Origin of the sequence: Salinicoccus hispanicus (assembly GCF_009831115.1) — a bacterium.
Classification (GTDB): Bacteria; Bacillota; Bacilli; order Staphylococcales; family Salinicoccaceae; genus Salinicoccus; species Salinicoccus hispanicus.
In genome coordinates this window covers 897,305-916,803 of the sequence record NZ_WUUK01000001.1, presented here as the reverse complement: position 1 = coordinate 916,803, position 19,499 = coordinate 897,305, and the positions used below count along the sequence as shown (strand labels likewise).

The window sequence follows — 19,499 nt, the reverse complement described above, 5'->3', positions numbered from 1 at the left end:
GCTTGCTTATGAAAAGAATCGGACTCATCGATATCGGTTCCAATACGGTACGTCTCGTACTGTTCGAATATACCAGTGAGACGGGGCTTAAGGAACTGCAGAATATCAAAACACCTGCAAGGCTTGCAAGGTTTCTTGATAAGGATAATGTCATGGCCGAAGAAGGCATCAACAATCTCCTATCCATCCTGAGCAGCTTCCAGCAGATCAGCAGCAAGTATGGTGTCGAAGAGATTCATCCCGTGGCTACGGCAGCCATCCGACAGTCAGTCAATGTGGAAGATATTCTGAAACGGGCAAAATCGGAAATCGGCATGGAGATCAAAGTGATCACAGGCAAGGAAGAAGCCTACTACGGCTACCATGCCGTCGTCCATACAATCAGCAATATGGATGCTGTCACCATCGATATCGGTGGAGGCAGTACCGAGCTGACATTTTTCGAAAATAAGGAGCTGATCCATTCGGTCAGTCTGCCTTTTGGTGTCGTTACACTGAACACGATGTTCTTCCAGGGTAAGGAACACAATGATGAAGAAGCGCTTGAGAAGACGGAAAAATACGTCAAGGAGCAGCTCAAATCGGTCAAATGGCTGTCGAAGCGCAAAGTGCCCATAGTGGCAATTGGTGGTAGTGCGCGGAACATTGCACGCATCCACCAGTCGTCGATAAACTACCCGATTGCAGGTGTTCATGGATATTCCATGGATCGCAATGATCTTCAGGATGTCTACGATCTGCTTGAAGGTACTAAGGCGGATGATCTGGATGATATCGATGGCCTGAGCAAGGATCGCAGTGATATCATTCTGCCGAGCTCGGTTGTTTTCAAGTCCCTTTATGATATCGTCAAGGCGGAGGAGTTCAAATTCAGCCGTAAAGGACTCAGAGAGGGGCTGGCCATGTCCATCATATCGGAAGGTCATCCTGCCGCCTTCAACAAGTATCATATTTTCAGGGATTCGCTCATAGAGCTGTCGAATGATTTCCACATCCAGATGGAGGAGGGGGAAAAGCGCCAGCAGATTGCAGAGCGCGTTTCCCATGAGCTTGAAAAATTCGATTTCATCTCCCTTGATAAGCATGAAAAATACTTGATGAAGAATGCAGCCCACATCTTCTCCCTGGGCTCCTTCATAGACAGGGATGCTTCAAGTCAGCATACTTACTATCTGATTTCAAACAGTAATATCAATGGCATAGTGCACCAGGATCGGGTACGTCTGGCACTTCTGGCAAGCTTCAAGAACAAGACGTTGCTGCATTTCTTCGCCGAGGAGACAGGATGGTTTGGTACAGACGATCTTGATAGCCTCCAGTCGCTCGGCAGTATACTGAAATTCGCCAATGCACTGAATGTCTCGCACACCAATATCGTCCAGGATCTCTATCTGGAAAAGACCGGCGATGGCATGCTTCTGACTGTAAAGTATAAGGGTGATCCGATTGCCGAAGAGTATCAGACGGTAAGACAGAAGAAGCACATTGAAAAAATTATGGACAAGGACCTGGAAATCAGGTTCGTGGAAGCCTGATAGCTATCTTTAAATCAAGGGAGTAGGAGAATAGTGATGACATATCGATTGAATGATAAGGCGTATTATAACAATCGAGAATTGAGCTGGCTCAGATTCAACTACAGGGTCATTGAAGAGGCGGCAGACGTCAATAATCCGCTTCTTGAAAAACTGAAGTTTCTGGCAATCACCAGCTCGAATCTCGATGAATTTTTCATGGTCCGGGTAGCTGGCCTCAAGGACCAGGTCAAAATGAACTATCATGAGCCGGATACAAAAACACAGATGACACCACAAGAACAGCTTGAGGGCATCAGCAGACTGAACCGGCAGAACAGCACGATACAATACGAATATTATCATCGTCTGATGCGCGAACTGGAAGAGTATGATATCTATCTGAAGCGTCCCGATGAATTGCCGGAAGATCTTCAAAATGAAGTTGAATCCATTTTTGACACGGAGATTTTTCCGTCTCTTACTCCTCTCGGTATCGACGCCTATCGGCCGTTTCCGAAGCTGATGAATAAAAAGATTAACATATTCGTAAACCTATCCAACAAGCTTGGAGAACAGACTGCCATTGTGCAGGTGCCTACTGTTATTCGTCGTTATTTCGAACTGACAGACGGAAGGAACACTTATTTTGTATTGGCAGAGGATATTATAGAAAAGCATATCAGCAAGCTTTTCGGAGGATACGAAATCGAACGGACCTTCCCGTTCAGAATTACAAGGAACGCAGACTTGACGATACACGAGGAAGGTGCGGCGGATCTTCTGATTGAAATTGAAAGGTTCCTCAAAGAGCGTACAAAAGGGGCTGCAGTCAGGCTGGAAATAGATATCAGTAAAAATGACAGCACCAAGGGCTCATTTCTGCGTAGTGAACTGGGCCTGTCGGAACAGGATGTCTATAAATTCGATGCGCCGCTGGATCTGACTTTTCTTTTTGGATTGACATCCGATCTGAAGGACAGATTCCCGCATCTGGCGTACCCGCCATTTACACCTCAGGAACCGGCGCTGCTCTCAGGCAAGAATATATACGACCGGGCGCTTGAGAAGGATATATTCTTCCACCATCCGTTCGAGAGTTTTCATCCGATTGTCGATTTCATGCGTGAGGCAGCTGAAGATCCCAATGTACTGGCAATCAAACAGACCCTCTATCGCGTTTCAAGTGATTCACCGATCATCGAAGCTCTGAAGAACGCTGCAGAGAATGGCAAACAGGTGACTGTTCTCGTCGAACTGAAGGCAAGATTCGATGAAGAGAATAATGTCCAGTGGGCGAAGGAGCTGGAGGACGCCGGGTGCCATGTCATCTATGGCATGAACTATCTGAAGACGCATAGCAAGATCACCCTGGTGGTCAAACGTGTAGGAGACAAGCTGGTACGCTACGTCCATCTCGGCACAGGAAACTATAATGACTCCACAGCAAAACTCTATACGGATATGGGCATCATCACTACAGACGAGGATATCGGCAATGATGCCATCAATTTCTTCAACTATCTCAGTGGGTATTCCCTGAAACCTGATTACAGGGCACTCCATGTGGCGCCATTTGAAATACGGGATCTATTTGCCGAATACATCGATAAGGAAATAGAATTCCACAAGGAGAACGGCAAAGGGTATATTTTTGCCAAAATGAATTCCCTGACAGATAAGAAGATCATCAATAAGCTGCTTCAGGCTTCCCAGGAAGGGATTAAAGTGGATCTCGTCATACGGGGCATCTGCTGTCTGAAGCCGGGGATCGAAGGCGTCAGCGACAACATCAGGGTCATCAGTATTGTCGGCAGATTCCTGGAGCATTCAAGAATCTACTATTTCAATCACAACGGAGAAGAGAAGATGTTCCTCTCCTCGGCGGATATGATGACACGAAACATGATCAAGCGTGTGGAAATCCTCTTCCCGATCAAAGATCCGTTGATTACCGAAGAGATCAGATCCATCAGTCGGCTGTACTTGCAGGATAACCTCAAAGCACGCATCCAGAAGGAAGATGGTTCCTATGAGTATGTCGAAAACGAATTCGAACCGATCAGTGCCCAGGTCGAACTGATGAGGCGTGCTGAAAGGCATGGCAGGGAGCAGCTGGTCCAAAAGGAAAACCAGCTGCTGATGAAAGTCAGAAACCGATTCAGACGTAGAAACTAGAATGGCAGAAGGCCGGGGAATCCATCCCTGGCCTTTTTATGTAGTATTGTATATTGACTTTATTCTGAAAATTATATAGACTGGCTAGATATAATAAAGAAGAAGAGGTGAAGACATGACCACGTATGAGGATTTTCTTAAGAACGCCCGTAACTACCGTACTGTGCCGGTGATTGAGTCGTTCAGCACTGATCTGCTGACGCCGGTACAGATGTTTCATTCGCTGAAGGATGAGGCTGTATATATGCTGGAAAGTCAGGAGCCTGATTCCTCATGGTCCAACTTCTCCTTTATCGGTCTCGACCCAATGATGGAAATAAAAGAATCAGAACATAAGTTCACCATCCGTGATCTGGAGAGGGGACATCAGTCTGCAGCGCCTTCCTTCAAAGCGGCATTCGAGACGACAGTCGAGCGGCTGCAGGTGAAAATTCCGGATGTGGATATCCCATTCAAAGGTGGAGGTGTCGGCTATATCAGCTATGATGCCATCAGCGACTATGAACCTGTACCGGTGGCACCAGTGGAAAAAGAGCGGCTGTCAAACTATCATCTGCTGTTCTGCCGTTCACTTCTTGTATATGATCACCACTCAAAAGAGCTGAGCATCATCCATTTTGCCAGGGTCGATGTTGAACAGGATACTGAAGAAGTCTACTACGCTGCCATTGCTGCAATCGAACATATCAGGTCCTCTCTGATGCAGGGCAGCAGATTGTCAGATCTGCTCCTGCCAACGGTTCTGCCGAAAGCGGAGGGATTCGAGCTCGACAGCAACTATGAGAAACATGATTTTCTGCATGATGTCGGTAAAATAAAAGACTATATAGAAGCCGGGGATATACTGCAGGCCGTACTCTCACAGCGTTTCCATAAAAAGACGGAAAGAAGCGGCTTTGAGCTCTATCGTGTTCTGAGAAAAGTGAATCCTTCCCCTTACATGTACTATTTGAAGTTCGACGGTGTCGAAGTCATCGGCAGCTCCCCGGAGCGTCAGCTTGAAGTGCAGGATGGCAATTTGGAAATACATCCTATTGCCGGTACAAGAAGAAGAGGTGTGACCGAGGCAGAGGATGAAATGCTCGCTGAAGAATTGCTTGGTGATGAAAAGGAGCGTGCGGAGCACCGCATGCTGGTCGATCTGGCCAGAAATGACATCGGTAGAGTAGCCGAGTATGGATCTGTAGATGTGAGTGAGTATATGGTGATCGGCAGATTCTCAAAAGTCATGCATATCGTAAGCAAAGTCCAGGGCAGATTGAAGCGCGGCATATCACCAATCGATGCATTCATCTCCTCATTCCCTGCTGGGACACTATCCGGTGCGCCAAAAGTGCGTGCCATGCAGATCCTCCGGGAACTCGAACCTACAGCGAGGAATCTATATGGGGGAAGTATCCTCTATCTCGGATTTGATGGGAATATCGATTCCTGCATCACGATACGGACCATGACACTGGTCGATGAAGACCTCTATATCCAGGCAGGCGCCGGAGTGGTGGCCGATTCCGATCCTGAAGCTGAGTATCAGGAGACCATCAGCAAGGCGAGTGCACTGGAGCACACCGTACGTCTGACTGAAAACATTTTCGGCAACAGAAATACAATGAAGGTATAGGAGGGCTATTATGATATATATGATTGATCACTACGATTCTTTTACCTTCAATATTGTCCAGGCTCTTGGGGAAATGGGCGAAGAAATCGTTGTCAGAAGAAACGATGAAGTGACATTCGAGGAGATCGACAGGCTGTCCCCGGACCTCCTATTCCTCTCTCCAGGGGCAAAGCGGCCGGAAGATACGGGGATGACCATGGATGTCATAGAACATTATAAAGAGACGATTCCCATATTCGGCGTGTGTCTCGGCCACCAGACTATCGCTCACGTGTTCGGGGGGACTGTCGGGCGCACGAGCAGGCTGATGCATGGTAAGACTTCACTCCTGTATCACGAAGGAACCGGCATCTATGAGGGCATGTCACAGTCTTCAGAAGTGATGAACTATCATTCGCTTATCGTCGATAAGGATACCTTGCCCGACTGCTTCATCGTCACAGCAAAATCAGAGCTCGGTGAAATTGCCGGCATCAGACACAGCACACTGCCAATCGAGGGCGTACAGTTCCACCCCGAGTCCATCGGTTCTGCAGAAGGCAGACGACTGATCAAAAACGTTGTGCAGAAGTTCTGCAAGCATAAGAAAACACCTTTGAAACAATAAAAGTTTCAAAGGTGTTTTTCCTTCCTATAGGGCGTCCTTATCCAGCTGTACACTGACTGTCTTCTGCAGTATCGGGTGGATGAATTCTATCTTATAACTGAAGAGCTGAAGATCCCTGAGTGTCGAGTTTCCATAAAGTGGATCACCGATGACAGGAAAGCCGGCATGCGCCAAGTGTACACGGATCTGGTGCGTCCGGCCGGTCTCGAGCTCTATTTCCAGTTCACAGTACTCCGTATTGACCTTGGAACCGATGATATGCGTGATGGCTTCCTTGCCTTTTGTGGTCACATGATACTTGTTGCGCTCCCTCGGATCCTTGGCAATAGGGGCATTGATCGTCTGGGGTTCGAGACGCTTCTTCGTATCTATTCTGGCAATATACGTGCGCTTGATGTCACGCTCGCTCAGCATGTGATCGAGCATCTTTTTGACAAGCGGATTTTTCGCAACAAGCAGCACACCTTTTGTCTCCTGGTCGAGCCGATGGATGGGTTCAAGATAGTCCGCTTCCAGTGTATAGATTGCGTGATTCATCAGTGTGTTTGTTTCATTCATCTGATTCGGGTGGGTCTTGACGCCGCGCGGCTTGAACAGCACCGCGAGATAGCGGTCTTCATACATGACATCACAGTTGCGGTAGCTCGGCTTATACTGGCTGCGTGCTCCTGTGTCGGGCAGGATGACAAGGTCATCGGCAGCCACTGCTTTGTTCAGGGGTGCAATCTCACCGTTGACGGTGATATCTTTTGACATGCGCAGGAAGTGGAGCTCTTTCTTTGGAACGTGCAGCGTCTGCAGTACCGCTTCAAGGGTCATCCCATCAAACTTCGGATTAATATTGAATTTCATCTATTCTGCTCCAGTCATGGTATTGATGAACGCAGCATATTCATCTGCATTGCCTGGATTGCCTGTGAAACGGTCCACTTCTTCACCATTTTCAAAGTAGATAAGTGTCGGTGTGGCCTCGATTGCGTAATCTGTCCACGCCTGTTCGTATTCCAGCACATTCAATTGAGTCACTTCTTCACCGGTCTGTTCGAACGCATCCATCAGGAATGGTGTCGCGGCAGCACAATGCATACACGTCGGACTCCAGAAGTAGACGAACTCACCTTCACCAGCGTCGATGATCTCTTTTGTTTCATCCAGTGTCTTGTTGTAGTGGTAGTTCTCGTCCTCAAGCTTATCGATTGTGGCGCCGCTGAGCTGCTCAGATTCGAGGTCGGTGTACGGATAGTATCCATCTTCAGGATTGTCTGAAGCGCTGTTCATGAAGATGAATACAGCGGCGAAACCGACGATGACAATGGCGATGATGCCATAAAATATTTTATTTCCCATGTTTTGAACTCCTTTTTATTTTCTTTTTATCATAAATGATAATATAAAGATGAGGGTAAAAGCAATGAATGAGAGGAGAGGTATTGTGATGAAGCCGAACCAGTTGATGTATTGGACGGTACATGACACACCTGCACATGCTGCAAGGTTATCCCCAAGGAAGCTGAGCTTCTGCAGTCCATAGTGATAGGCTGCAAGGAGCAGGCCGATGCCGCTCATTATACGGATATAGTATTTTGCACCCATGTCCTCCCGGATGATGCCGATGATGGATATGATGACAATCGGGTACATGAGAATACGCTGGTACCAGCAGAATTCGCAAGGTACATACTGTCTGATTTCACTGAAATAAAGAGAGCCGAGAGTGGCAATCAGCGAAGTGAAGAAGATCAGCTGCATATAGAGTCTATTATTGGTCACGCTATTCCTCCTGTTTGCTGTTTTAATTCAAGTTCATACTATATCATTATAAGTGATATCGTTGTAAGAGTGGGAATGATATATTTACAAAGTTATTAACATTTGGACGTAGAAGGGGTGTTACGATGAAAAGCAAGCTCCAGCTGCTCAAGGATATTGCTGAATTTCTGAACGAAGAGACCGATCGCAGCATCATGATTCATGGTGCATTGAAAATGCTGATCGACCATTCCGAATTCGATACAGGGTGGCTGTTCTTCATAAATGAAGAAGGGCAGCACGAGCTGAGTGCCCACTACCGGCTGCCACCCTCATTGGAGAAGGCTGGTCATCAGCACCTGTGTGAAGGCAAGTGCTGGTGTGTCAACAAGTACAACAATAAGGAACTCAGAACCGCGACCAATATATTCGTCTGCTCACGCCTTGAGAAGGCACGGATCGACTATCCGGAGGAGAATAACGGCATCACCCATCACGCTACAGTACCACTGATTTCCGGTGATGAATCTTTCGGTCTTCTGAATGTTGCGAGTCCGCACAGGGAAGAGTTCAGCCAGGATGAACTTGATCTGCTTGAATCCGTCGCATTCCAGATCGGTTCAACACTGAAACGGATCGAGCTGACTGCCCAGGAGCAGGAGAACATGATCATCCGGGAAAGGCAGCGGCTTGCGCGCGATCTGCACGATTCCGTCAATCAGATGCTATTCTCGATCGGTATCACCTCGCATGCAGCCAAAAGCATGAAGGATGAGGATAAGCTCAGGAGTGCATTCGATTCAATCGAGCATACTTCAAAGCATGCGATGAAGGAGATGAAGGCACTGATCTGGCAGCTGAAGCCGATCGGTCTTGAAAATGGCATCATCGACGCTGTGGAAAAATACGCAGAGCTTCTTGATCTTGATATCGAAGTCCAGGTCGATGGCTTCTATGATGTGTCCGACCGGGTGGAAATCGGACTCTACAGGGTGATTCAGGAAAGTCTCAACAATATCAGAAAGCACTCCGGTGCCGATTCTGCATCCATCAGAATGAATGCAGGTCAAAAGGCGCTTCGGGTCATCATTGAAGATGACGGCCGGGGATTTGATGCGCTTGAGCAGAAGAAATTCAGCTATGGTCTGTCAAATATGAAGGAGAGAATCCATAAGCTTGACGGCACGTTTGAAATCATATCGGAAACAGATAAAGGGACGCGCATCATCATCAGCGTCCCCTCGAAGGAGTGAGTAGATGTATAATATCATCCTGGTGGATGACCACCATATCGTCAGGGAGGGGATGAAGTTCCTGCTGTCCACCACTGAAGACATCAATGTGCTGGATGACTTCAGCACAGGCCAGGAAGTACTGGAATACTTGAAGGCCAATCATGCACAGACCGATCTGATACTGCTGGATCTGGTCATGCCGGAAATGGATGGAATCGAAGCGACACGTACCATCAAGAGCCACTACCCGGGCATCAAGGTGCTGGTCCTATCCAGCTATACAAGTGAAGAATATATACGTCCTGTATTTGCAGCCCATGCAGATGGGTATATCATCAAGGAGATGGAAGCTGAGGAACTGATCGATTCGATCATAAAGGTGATCGAAGGGGAGAAGGTGATCCATCCGAATATTCTTGAAGTCATCGACCGGGAAGGGGATATGCCCCATGAGAAAAATGCGCTATCTGCCCGTGAGATAGAAGTGCTGCGAGAAATCGTCAAAGGAAAATCGAACAAGGAGATTGGCGAGGCGCTCTATGTAAGCGAAAAGACTGTGAAGACACATGTCAGTCATATACTGAATAAACTTGAAGTTTCCGATCGGACACAGGCTGTCATCTATGCCATCAAATATAATATTGTTGAGCTGTGACCGTCCCCGTCGTAAAGGATAAGGAAACGTTTACACTTTCAGTTTGCAAGCGCTGGTACAAGACAGTATAATCAGAATAAGAGTTTCAAGATTTGGAGGGTTAATATGAAAGTAGGAAATAAACTGACAATACAGATTGTCATCGCCCTTATTCTCGGCATCATTGTTGGATCGGTATTCAACCTGATGGCCGACCAGGCATGGGTACAGTGGATCGACCAGTACATATTCAACGTGCTGGGCCAGCTGTTTCTGAATATGATATTCATGATGGTTGTCCCTGTCGTATTCATTTCGATTGTTCTCGGAGTAGTCAACGTCGGTGATCCAAAGATGCTTGGTGGTATCGGCATCAAGACACTGGCCTTCTACCTGGTGAGTACAGCATTGGCAATCACCATTGCCATGACTGTCGCCAACCTCCTGAACCCGGGGGAAGGACAATCCCCGCTGCTTGATTCCGAAGAAGTATCGGAATACCGTGAAACTGAGCTTGAAGGTGGTGCCACAGGTGAAGCAATACAGCAAGGGTTCGACCAGACACTGATCAATCTGATACCGACCAATGTCATCGAGGCGATGGGTACACAGAGTATGCTGCAGATCATCACATTCGCCATCTTCATCGGTATTGCAATGATTGCCATCAAGGATAAGACTACCGGCCTGGTTTCATTGTTCGAACAGGCGAATGATGTCGTCATGTGGATCGTTCTGGCCATCATGAAATACTTTGCAGCAATTGGGGCGTTCGGGCTCGTAGCCACAGCTTTCGTACAGGCAGGTTTCGGGGCAATCCAGCAGCTCGGCATGTACTTCTTATGCGTACTGCTTGCACTCCTGATCCATTTTGTGGTTGTCTACGGATCAGCCGTCCAGTTTCTTGCGAAAAAAAGTTTCATCTGGTTCGTCAAAAACTTTGCTCCGGCAATGGGTGTAGCATTCAGTACTTCGTCCTCAAGTGCTGTATTGCCGATCTCACTTGAAACTGCGCAGAAAAATCTGAAGATCCGTAAAAGCATATCCAGTTTTGTACAGCCGCTCGGCTCTACAATCAACATGGATGGCACAGCCATCATGCAGGGTGTGGCCACGGTCTTCATCGCCCAGCTCTCTGGAATTGATCTGACGATCATGCAGATGGTGACAGTAGTCATCATTGCGACTGTTGCCAGTATCGGTACAGCCGGCGTCCCTGGAGTTGGTCTCGTCATGCTGGCAATGGTTCTGACGGCAGTCGGGCTTGACCCGGCAGCAATCGGTATCATCATCGGTATTGACAGGCTGCTCGATATGACGCGTACCATGGTCAATGTGACTGGAGATGCAGCGATTGCACTGGTCATCAATGAGCAGCAGACAAGACGCGAAGAGGCTGCCGAAAGCAAAGCATAGAACTTTAGATGGTAAAATTAAATAGGAGCATATATTGAACACTTAGTGAATTTCAATATATGCTCTTTTAATTTATCGTGAAATATATTATTATATTAAAAGTGTATTATTATAGAATGGAAATTTTACAATATCCGATATGAGTGAAAGGAAGAAAAGAATGGATAAACAGACTTTTACGGAGATGCTCCAGTCCAAGTTTAAAATTGTCAGGACAGAAGCCGGCTATACGCAGGATTCCATGAGTCAGACAATCGGGCTCTCCAAAAAGACGCTCGTACAGATCGAAAAAGAACGTATCCTTCCCAACTGGACGACATGCATCTCGCTTTGTGCACTCTTCAGGGATAGTGAAGTCCTGACCAATTCTTTCGGAGGAGATCCACTGGAACTGGCGCAAGTGATATCAAGAGGTCACTGTGTCTATCCGAATTACGAAGGTGAAGCACTATATTGGGACGACCTGGACAGAAAGAACGGTTTCCGTCTGCAATACAATAAAAACAATAAGATATATAGAGTTCTAAACACCATGAACCAGCCGGTTCATGCCTCATATATTGAAAGAGAAATCAAAACATATTTCATGAGACAGACGGATCTGCAGCCTGTCTGATCATTCGAAAGCACCGGGAGGTGCTTTTTGTTTTGGTTTCGTGTAGGATTATGGCAAGAGAAGGAGGGCTATTCCTTGAATGATGGTTTTCAGATCATAATTATGACAGTGCTGGGCGCACTGATCGGCGGTTTGACCAACATGCTGGCGATCCGTATGCTGTTCAGACCCTATGAAGCAAAATACCTCTTTGGCAGACGTCTTCCTCTGACACCGGGTGTCATTCCGCGCAGACGCGAGGAAGCATCTGTCAAAATGGGTCAGATCATTACGAAGCATCTGCTGACGCCGGATGCTTTCATAGAGAAGCTTGGGAGTCGTGAGACACAGAATTTCATCATGCTGTTCATTGATCGACAGATAGAAACGATTGAATCCGAGAAACTGACGCTGAGATACTTCATGAACCGCCTTAATGATGGACTGGCGGACAAGGTTGTGGAGGGCTTCAACGACAAGCTCAGAGAGAAAGTCGATGAAGAAGGCGTGAATCTCTATGGCCGTAGGATTGACACACTGATGCCGGAGGACGCCATGACGACGCTGGATGGCAAGATCAGTGACCTGCAGCCCCAAATTACTGCGAAGGTGGAAGAATATATCAATTCGGAGAAAGGGTATCGGGACCTCTATACCATGACCGATGAATTCGTTGAAAACCGAGGCAGACTGGCCCGGTCACTCAAATACCTGATGTCCAAGGAAACAATCGTCGACAATATACGGAATGAGCTGAACAAGCTGATCCACCACCCCAAGATGAGCGGTATCCAGGTGCGCATCATCAATGATGAATATGAAAAGATCAAAAACAGCAGGGTGGATGAACTGATTTCCGATAGTGATCGTGAAAAGCTCGTCCATAGTGTCTACGATGTACTTAGAAAACAGATTGACATAGAAGGGATACTGGATTATCCGATTGCGGAATTCAACCGTGAAATGTTCGAGTCTTTCAAAGAACGCGGCAAATACCAGCTGCGTGATAACATTATAGAATACATGCAGAAAAATACAGGCAGGATTGTCGAAAAACTCCAGCTTGCAGAAGTCATCAAGAAACAGATCGACAGTTTCGAACTCAGTCATATAGAAGAACTTGTAATGGAGATTTCAAGTAAGGAATTCCGGATGATCACATTGCTCGGCTTCTTTCTTGGCGGGCTTATCGGAATCATCCAGGGTCTCATCGTTGTGTTTTTATAAGCCGCCGTTTTATGTTACAGTATAGATATCTTTATTAAAGGGAGTTTTTAATCAATGGCAGTTAATGTATACGATCAGGCCAATGCATTGGAAGATGCACTGCGCCAATCAGATGAGTTTCAAAATATGAAGGACCTGTACGGCAAAGTGAATTCCAACCCGGAATCCAAACAGCTCTTCGATGACTTCAGACAGGTTCAGATGAATCTGCAGCAGAAACAGATGCAGGGTGAAGAAATCCTTGAAGAGGAAGTACAGCAGGCACAGAAATCAGCAGAAGATATTGAAAAAGATGAAAATATCAAATCACTGATGGAAGCAGAACAGAAAATGAGCGAACTCATCCAGGATCTGAATCGTGTAATCATGAAACCTATAGAAGAACTCTATGGACTGAATAACGAGAATTAATTTATGAAGAGGTCTGCTATAGGCCTCTTTCTTTTATTTTTTTTGGTATAATTAAAATATAATGCCCATGAAAAGTCAGGTGAAATATATGGTTAAATTCATTCACAGCGCAGATCTTCATCTTGATAGTCCTTTCAAGTCACGTTCCAAAATGCCATCCAGTCTATTTGAAGTACTGATGGAAAGTACATATAACAGTGTTACAAGAATGATGGATTTTGCGATTGAAGAGAAAGTCGATTTCATTATCATCGCCGGCGATGTATTCGATCAGGCGAACCGGACTCTGAAATCCGAAATATTCATGAAACGCCAGTTTGAAAGATTGAAGGAATCAGGTATTTTCGCGTATGTCATACATGGTAACCACGATCCGCTGACAGATGGTTTCAAAACCTCCTGGCCGGATAATGTAACAGTCTTCAAAGAAAACGTGGAGACGTTTGAAATGGTCAGTGCCAAAGGAGAGCGGGTATCCCTGCATGGTTTCAGCTACTATCTCGATGATTCCTATGAGAACAAACTGGATGACTATCCGGTCAACACAATGAACCAGGGTATACATATAGGCATACTTCACGGGACGTACGCCAAGAGCCGCTACAGCCAGGAGAGGTATACGGAATTCAACCTTGAAGTGCTGAACGATAAACTGTACCACTACTGGGCGCTCGGTCACATCCATCAGCGCGACCAGCTCAGTGATCTTCCTCCCATCCATTACTCGGGTAATATACAGGGACGCCATAAGAATGAGTATGGAGAGAAAGGTTTTCTGCTTGTTGAAGGGGACGATGTCTATCTGGATACACGCTTTGTTCCTGTCCAGGAGCTCATCTTTGCAGAATACCAGCTGGAAATCGATTCCTTGAATAAACAGGATGTATACCAGACCATTGTCGAATTCAAACATCGACTGAGGGAGAAGGGCCGCCATATCATCCAGCTCAACCTTGTATATGATGGCGAAGAGACAATCTCCGACGCAGACTTCACTGAAGTCATCGAACTCCTGAAGGAGGATGAAAGGGAGATCCGACAGTTCATATGGATCGATGAGCTGCATCTCAAATACATGAACCAGGACAATATTGCCTTGCTCAATGATATAAAAACGAGCTATTCTTCCAACAGCGAACTGTTCAAGGAAGCAGTGAATGCACTTTATATGGACCCGCGACTCAACAGGCACCTCGGGCCCGTACAGGACATTGAACAGGAAGAACTGCTGAAAGAAGGCGAAGAACGCCTTAAAATGCTGATGAGGAAGTAGTGGATATATGAAAATTATTGGACTGAATATATATGGCTATGGAAAGATTACGGAAACGGAAATAAACACAAATCAGCATTTCATCCAATTTTTCGGAGAAAACGAAGCCGGAAAATCAACAATGCAGTCATTTATCCATTCGATCCTGTTCGGTTTTCCGACACGTAAGGAGCAGGAACCGAGAAGGGAACCACGCATGCATAATCTGTATGGCGGCAAGATTACCGTGGAGTTCCCGGATGAGGATGGTCCCATCGAAATCGAGCGTATCAAAGGCAAGGTACAGGGAGATGTGAAGGTCTACTTCAATGATGGTACGGTGAGAGGTGAGGACTGGCTGATCAAGAAGCTGAACTTCATCGACAAGAAGACGTACCGCTCAATATTCTCATTTGATGTACTCGGTCTTCAGGACATCCATAAGAACATGACCGAAGATAAGCTGCAGGAATATCTGCTCCGTGCCGGTGCACTCGGCTCCCATGAATATGATGAGATGCTCAGCGCCATCGATAACGAAATGAAATCCATATACAAGAAGAATGGCGTCAATCCGGAACTGAATAGGGAAATGGAAGAGATGTCTGATATCACCAGCAGAATCAAAGTATTGGAACAGACCGAGGAGCAGTATAAGCATCTGGTCAATGAAAGAATCAAGACTGAAGAAAGTCTCAATGCCAAGAAGAATGCACTGTATCAGCTGGATACGGTGCGCAAGCAGAAGATGAAGGAAGTCATGTATCATAAGGACATCAAAGAGTGGAAATCACTTGAGGACAAGCTGAATATAGATCCCGTCATCTTTCCTGAGCAGGGCCTGGAACGCTATGAAGCTTTGAAAAACCAGGTCCAGCAGACCAAACAGGATATCGCGCTCAGGTCAGAGAAGCTCAAAGTGCTGAAAAACGAGATGGCAGGCATCCTATTGCCGGATAAGACCCAATTGTCCTATTTGGAAAGCATCCAGAAGAAGGAGCCGGATATCAAGCAGAAGAATCTTGAATACGCACGGCTCACTTCAGCAATTGAAACACTGGAGGAAGAAATTCTGCAACTCAGACGTGATATCGGCTGGAATCAAGAACACCATGAAGTGGATGATTCGAACATCGTCAAGGAGTCTGTCCAGACAGTACTCTCAAAAATTGATGAGGTCGCTCTTGAGGAGCAGTTCCTTGTGCGGGAGATCGACCACCTGAAGTCGGATGTCAAACAGTTGAATCATGATATAGAACGTCTTGAAGAAGAGCAGATCAGCGATGATCGCATCCGCATCAAGAAGGAAGTGACTGATCGGGAGTTCGAGCTGAAAGAGAAGGAAAAGATGTTCAGGCTCATCGAAAAGGACTATGAGCGGGAAAAGAAAGAACGCAACCGGATCAAGCGGGGACAGTCGGGACTCATCATCGGTATCAGCATCATCGCACTCATTACCGGCATATTCTATCTCTTCAATTCAAATTGGCTGATGGGTGGCATCTTTGCAGCAATCGGTGCCGTCACAATGCTGCTTCTTGTTTTGACGAACCAGAAGGAAGATGATTCCTTGAGGAACGACTATGAAGACGAAGTCAAGGAACTCAAGGCGGTCATTGAAACAATAAAAAGAAACAATAATGTTGATTTCGACCTCAATGATGCCAGGGATCTGAAGATGGATCTGAAGACACAGAAGACAAAGAGAATTTCTTCCAATGTCAGATTGGAAGAAATGAAGGAAACGCTGGCACTGAAGGAAACCAATCATGATTCACTGAATACTGACCTTGCCGCAATCAAGCAGGATCTGAAAGTGAATCCGGATATCGAGAACAAGACCATTGTCGATGCCATTCATACCATCAGGGAGATCAAGCAGAAGAGAAATCAGATCAACAGGCACAATGTGGAAATGGAAAATATCAATCGCGAGCTGAAGGAATTTAAAAGATCAGTCAAAGACGAGCTCCTGAAGTTCGATATCCATTATGATGACAGTACCATTTTCTACGATATTAAAAGCATGGTTTCAAAAATGTACAAGGATGAAAACCACCATAATAGACTCAAAGATCAGATCGGCCTGCTTGAGAATGAAATCAAAGTACTTTCCGAAAGGAATAGTGCAGGCAGTGCGGAGATTGTCCAGCTCTTCGACTATGTTGATGCAGAGGATGAAGAAGAGTACTATTATTTCGCTAGGAAGTATCAGGAATACCACAGCAACATTGAACGATTCAGGGAACTGAGTGAAAAGCTTGAAGAGGAGCATTTCGATTATGATACGAGGAATGAACTGTCGAAATTCCTTCTTGCTGATCTGAAGGAAGAGGAAGATAACATTTCAGGACAGATAGAAGAGTTCAACCAGAAGGTCCAGGATGAACAGAAAATCCTTGCAGAATTGAATTCTGAAATCAGCAACCTGGAGAGCGACGGCAAGCTGAGTGAGGTCAATCACCAGTTTGAAATGAAGAAGACTTTCATCCAGAACCTGTCACAGGAATACATGTCCCTGAACTATATCCGGATCCTTATAGAAACACATATCAAGGCAATCAAGGATGAAAGACTGCCTGTAGTCATCGAGGAAGCGCGGAGCATTTTCGAGAAAGTGACACGGGGACGCTATATCAACGTCATCTATGATGAGGACGGCATCAAGGTAAGACATGTCAATGGACAGCTTTTCCATCCGCTTGAACTGTCACAGTCGACCAAGGAGATGCTCTATATCAGCCTGAGACTCAGCCTGATCAAGGCATTGAAAGGGTACTATCAGCTGCCGCTCATCATCGACGATGCTTTCGTCCATTTCGACAAGGAGCGCAAAAAAATTATCATGGACTATCTGCGCAGTGAAGTTAAGGATCAGGTGCTGTACTTTACATGCAACCTGGACAATGCCATTTCTTCCTCCCAGACGGTCAAACTTAAAGAAAGAGTAAAATGAGGTGCTGAATTTGAATAGTATATCCAAATTGAAACCAGGCGATACGGTTGAATCATTCTACCTGATAAAGAGGAGCCAGCAAGGTGTCACATCCCAGGGCAAGCCGTATATGACACTTTTCCTTCAGGATCGTACAGGTGATATCGAAGCGAAGCTATGGTCGGTCTCCCGTGAAGACATGGAGGTCCTGCAACCGGAGACACTCATCAAGGTCAAAGGGGACGTCATCGACTATCGGAATAAGAAGCAGATGAAGATCGCTGCATTCAGAACAGCCACTGAAGCGGATGACCTGAATCCTAAAGATTTTGTGGAAAAGGCGCCGATTGATGAAGATACTTTGTATGAAAGCATCATGGACTATGTAATAAAGATAGAAAACGGCAGCCTGCAGCGGATTGTACGACAGATTTTGAGTAAGTATAGGAAAGAATTCCTGAGTTTTCCGGCAGCCATGACGAATCATCATGATTTCGTCTCCGGTCTTGCCTATCATGTACACTATATGCTGAGAACTGCAGAAGCATTATGTGACATCTATCCATCCTTGAATCGGAGTCTGCTCTACAGCAGTATCATCCTTCATGATATTGGAAAAGTCAAAGAGCTGTCAGGACCGGTGGGGACGACGTATACGGTTGAAGGAAATCTAATTGGGCATATTGTCATTGCCAGTGAAGAAATTTCCAGAGTGGCGGAAGACATGAACATCGACGGCGAAGAAGTCATGCTGCTCAAGCATATGATACTGAGCCACCACGGCAAGCTCGAATACGGGTCTCCGAAGCCGCCGATGCTGAAAGAAGCAGAAATTCTGCATTTTATCGACAATATCGATGCACGTATGATGATGATGGACAAGCATGTGGAAAAGGCCGAAAAAGGACAGTTTACAGAGCGGGTTTTCCCGCTTGAGAACCGTTTCTTCTATCGGCCGGAAACGCTCGACTAGAACGACAAAGAACGCGGGACATATATATGTCCCGCGTTCTTTTTTTATTCTTCAGATGAAGTTTCCTCAGTGGACTCCTCAGTAGAAGCTTCTTCAGTCGTCGCTTCTTCAGAAGAGGCTTCCTCTGTCGACTCTTCGGCAGAACCTTCTTCAGTGGATGCTTCGCTGTCTGCATTCAAGTATGTTTCTTCAATATACGTACGGATGTCTTCATTTTCAAACTCTGCATTGTATTCTTCGAGCAGGTCGCTATAGAATCCGAGAACCTGTTCCTGATTCTCCTGGATTTTCTGGGAGACAATCTGAGGTTTGATCGTATCCAGTTCTTCGTCTATATTTTCTTCCTCATGCCTCTTGATGATATGGTATCCGAATTCAGACTCCACAACGTCGGATACTTCACCTTTTTCAAGTTCAAACAGAGCATTTTCAAATGGTTCTACCATCTGGCCCTGCTGTACATAGCCGAGTTCACCATTATTCTGGGCACTGCCTGTATCATCAGATTCCTCGGTGGCAACTTCCCCGAAGTCTCTTCCATCATTTATTTCCTGGAGCAGGGACTCCGCTTTTTCTTTCGCTTCTGAATCACTCAGCCCATCTTCTTCATCAGAAGTCTGGATAAGGATATGTGACGCTTCCCGTACGGATTCCATTGCTTCTTCATCTGTCACTTCAAATTTCTCGGCGAAGAACGCATCGTGGTATGCATTATTGATACGCTGCTCCTTGTAGGTTTCGACAGTCATACCCGGCTGCTGCTGCTGAAGTACCATGGCGAACTGTTCCTCTCCGCCCATTGCTTCAATCTCCTCATTGATCTGGGTTTCGATTTCTTCGCGGTCGACTGCTTCAGAGTATTTATCCTGCAGTATACTATCCAATGTCAGCTGGAATGTACGGTTCGCAATATTATCGGTTCCAAGTTCATTAAGTATATCGTCGGTCGTGACATCGCCAGCATCACTGGTAGCGAGTACGTTGCCGAATTCGTTTTCATTCTCTGCTGCATTATCGCTGCTGTTGTCATTCCCACAGCCGGCAAGCCCTACAAGTCCAAGGCCTACGACGATCGGCGCTAATTTCTTCTTCATCTGCAAATCTCCTTTAATTATGGCTACAGAAATTAATATAGCACAATAAAGTGGCGGCGTA

General features: G+C 46.1%; 17 protein-coding genes. 13 read left to right on the top strand and 4 right to left on the bottom strand.

Annotated elements, in window-relative coordinates; translation table 11 throughout:
* The first annotated feature begins 8 nt into the window (after positions 1-8).
* The 4 genes from ppx (at position 9) to GQ671_RS04650 (ending at position 5,917) form a co-directional block, all read left to right on the top strand.
* On the top strand, positions 9-1,535 hold the full coding sequence (ppx, locus tag GQ671_RS04665; protein ID WP_160653363.1) for an exopolyphosphatase: 1,527 nt from the start codon (positions 9-11) through the stop codon (positions 1,533-1,535).
* Positions 1,536-1,571: 36 nt separating this feature from the next.
* Positions 1,572-3,692 (top strand): RNA degradosome polyphosphate kinase, encoded by a 2,121-nt coding sequence (locus GQ671_RS04660; RefSeq protein WP_160653359.1) that lies wholly within the window; start codon positions 1,572-1,574, stop codon positions 3,690-3,692.
* Between the two features lie 115 nt (positions 3,693-3,807).
* Positions 3,808-5,310, top strand: coding sequence for an anthranilate synthase component I (gene trpE, locus GQ671_RS04655; RefSeq protein ID WP_160653356.1), 1,503 nt, complete (start codon positions 3,808-3,810; stop codon positions 5,308-5,310).
* Positions 5,311-5,320: 10 nt separating this feature from the next.
* Positions 5,321-5,917 (top strand): anthranilate synthase component II, encoded by a 597-nt coding sequence (locus GQ671_RS04650; protein ID WP_160653353.1) that lies wholly within the window; start codon positions 5,321-5,323, stop codon positions 5,915-5,917.
* Positions 5,918-5,941: 24 nt separating this feature from the next.
* Here GQ671_RS04650 and GQ671_RS04645 read toward each other — a convergent pair whose 3' ends face one another.
* The 3 genes from GQ671_RS04645 to GQ671_RS04635 are packed head-to-tail and all read right to left on the bottom strand — an operon-like array spanning position 5,942 to position 7,666.
* Positions 5,942-6,769 carry an RluA family pseudouridine synthase gene (locus GQ671_RS04645; protein ID WP_160653350.1) on the bottom strand — a complete coding sequence of 276 codons (828 nt, stop codon included), beginning with the start codon at positions 6,767-6,769 and terminating at the stop codon, positions 5,942-5,944.
* Complete coding sequence (locus GQ671_RS04640) at positions 6,770-7,264, bottom strand: thioredoxin family protein (RefSeq protein ID WP_160653347.1); 495 nt, start codon at positions 7,262-7,264, stop codon at positions 6,770-6,772.
* A 15-nt stretch (positions 7,265-7,279) separates the two neighbouring features.
* Positions 7,280-7,666 (bottom strand): disulfide oxidoreductase, encoded by a 387-nt coding sequence (locus tag GQ671_RS04635; protein WP_160653577.1) that lies wholly within the window; start codon positions 7,664-7,666, stop codon positions 7,280-7,282.
* A 146-nt stretch (positions 7,667-7,812) separates the two neighbouring features.
* Between GQ671_RS04635 and GQ671_RS04630 the strand changes: the two genes are divergently transcribed.
* From GQ671_RS04630 to yhaM, 9 genes are all read left to right on the top strand, one after another.
* Positions 7,813-8,919 carry a GAF domain-containing sensor histidine kinase gene (locus tag GQ671_RS04630; protein ID WP_160653344.1) on the top strand — a complete coding sequence of 369 codons (1,107 nt, stop codon included), beginning with the start codon at positions 7,813-7,815 and terminating at the stop codon, positions 8,917-8,919.
* A gap of 4 nt (positions 8,920-8,923) precedes the next feature.
* Positions 8,924-9,556 (top strand): response regulator, encoded by a 633-nt coding sequence (locus tag GQ671_RS04625; RefSeq protein WP_160653341.1) that lies wholly within the window; start codon positions 8,924-8,926, stop codon positions 9,554-9,556.
* 105 nt (positions 9,557-9,661) lie between these two features.
* A complete protein-coding gene (locus GQ671_RS04620) occupies positions 9,662-10,951 on the top strand; it encodes a dicarboxylate/amino acid:cation symporter (protein ID WP_160653338.1) in 1,290 nt (429 codons plus the stop codon).
* A 160-nt stretch (positions 10,952-11,111) separates the two neighbouring features.
* Entirely contained in the window at positions 11,112-11,567 is a 456-nt protein-coding gene (gene xdrA / locus GQ671_RS04615; RefSeq protein WP_160653335.1) for an XRE family transcriptional regulator XdrA, read from the top strand.
* A 75-nt stretch (positions 11,568-11,642) separates the two neighbouring features.
* Positions 11,643-12,773 (top strand): DUF445 domain-containing protein, encoded by a 1,131-nt coding sequence (locus GQ671_RS04610; protein WP_160653332.1) that lies wholly within the window; start codon positions 11,643-11,645, stop codon positions 12,771-12,773.
* Between the two features lie 54 nt (positions 12,774-12,827).
* A complete protein-coding gene (locus GQ671_RS04605; protein WP_160653329.1) occupies positions 12,828-13,184 on the top strand; it encodes a YlbF family regulator in 357 nt (118 codons plus the stop codon).
* An 88-nt stretch (positions 13,185-13,272) separates the two neighbouring features.
* Positions 13,273-14,457: a metallophosphoesterase family protein gene (locus tag GQ671_RS04600; protein ID WP_160653326.1), complete on the top strand. Its 1,185-nt coding sequence runs from the start codon at positions 13,273-13,275 to the stop codon at positions 14,455-14,457.
* Between the two features lie 7 nt (positions 14,458-14,464).
* Positions 14,465-17,392 (top strand): ATP-binding protein, encoded by a 2,928-nt coding sequence (locus tag GQ671_RS04595; RefSeq protein WP_160653323.1) that lies wholly within the window; start codon positions 14,465-14,467, stop codon positions 17,390-17,392.
* A 10-nt stretch (positions 17,393-17,402) separates the two neighbouring features.
* Positions 17,403-18,344 (top strand): 3'-5' exoribonuclease YhaM, encoded by a 942-nt coding sequence (gene yhaM, locus GQ671_RS04590; protein WP_160653321.1) that lies wholly within the window; start codon positions 17,403-17,405, stop codon positions 18,342-18,344.
* Between the two features lie 44 nt (positions 18,345-18,388).
* On the opposite strand, the gene GQ671_RS04585 is transcribed toward yhaM, so the two are convergent.
* The gene (locus tag GQ671_RS04585) at positions 18,389-19,438 is read right to left on the bottom strand and encodes a foldase protein PrsA (RefSeq protein WP_160653318.1); all 1,050 of its coding nucleotides are present in this window, start codon (positions 19,436-19,438) and stop codon (positions 18,389-18,391) included.
* Positions 19,439-19,499: the final 61 nt, after the last annotated feature.

Bases quoted from the DNA above. Each gene is read 5' to 3' on its own strand.
- ppx (WP_160653363.1), top strand. From the start codon at position 9: ATGAAAAGAATCGGACTCATCGATATCGGTTCCAATACGGTACGTCTC.
- GQ671_RS04660 (WP_160653359.1), top strand. From the start codon at position 1,572: ATGACATATCGATTGAATGATAAGGCGTATTATAACAATCGAGAATTG.
- trpE (WP_160653356.1), top strand. From the start codon at position 3,808: ATGACCACGTATGAGGATTTTCTTAAGAACGCCCGTAACTACCGTACT.
- GQ671_RS04650 (WP_160653353.1), top strand. From the start codon at position 5,321: ATGATATATATGATTGATCACTACGATTCTTTTACCTTCAATATTGTC.
- GQ671_RS04645 (WP_160653350.1), bottom strand. From the start codon at position 6,769: ATGAAATTCAATATTAATCCGAAGTTTGATGGGATGACCCTTGAAGCG.
- GQ671_RS04640 (WP_160653347.1), bottom strand. From the start codon at position 7,264: ATGGGAAATAAAATATTTTATGGCATCATCGCCATTGTCATCGTCGGT.
- GQ671_RS04635 (WP_160653577.1), bottom strand. From the start codon at position 7,666: ATGCAGCTGATCTTCTTCACTTCGCTGATTGCCACTCTCGGCTCTCTT.
- GQ671_RS04630 (WP_160653344.1), top strand. From the start codon at position 7,813: ATGAAAAGCAAGCTCCAGCTGCTCAAGGATATTGCTGAATTTCTGAAC.
- GQ671_RS04625 (WP_160653341.1), top strand. From the start codon at position 8,924: ATGTATAATATCATCCTGGTGGATGACCACCATATCGTCAGGGAGGGG.
- GQ671_RS04620 (WP_160653338.1), top strand. From the start codon at position 9,662: ATGAAAGTAGGAAATAAACTGACAATACAGATTGTCATCGCCCTTATT.
- xdrA (WP_160653335.1), top strand. From the start codon at position 11,112: ATGGATAAACAGACTTTTACGGAGATGCTCCAGTCCAAGTTTAAAATT.
- GQ671_RS04605 (WP_160653329.1), top strand. From the start codon at position 12,828: ATGGCAGTTAATGTATACGATCAGGCCAATGCATTGGAAGATGCACTG.
- GQ671_RS04600 (WP_160653326.1), top strand. From the start codon at position 13,273: ATGGTTAAATTCATTCACAGCGCAGATCTTCATCTTGATAGTCCTTTC.
- GQ671_RS04595 (WP_160653323.1), top strand. From the start codon at position 14,465: ATGAAAATTATTGGACTGAATATATATGGCTATGGAAAGATTACGGAA.
- GQ671_RS04585 (WP_160653318.1), bottom strand. From the start codon at position 19,438: ATGAAGAAGAAATTAGCGCCGATCGTCGTAGGCCTTGGACTTGTAGGG.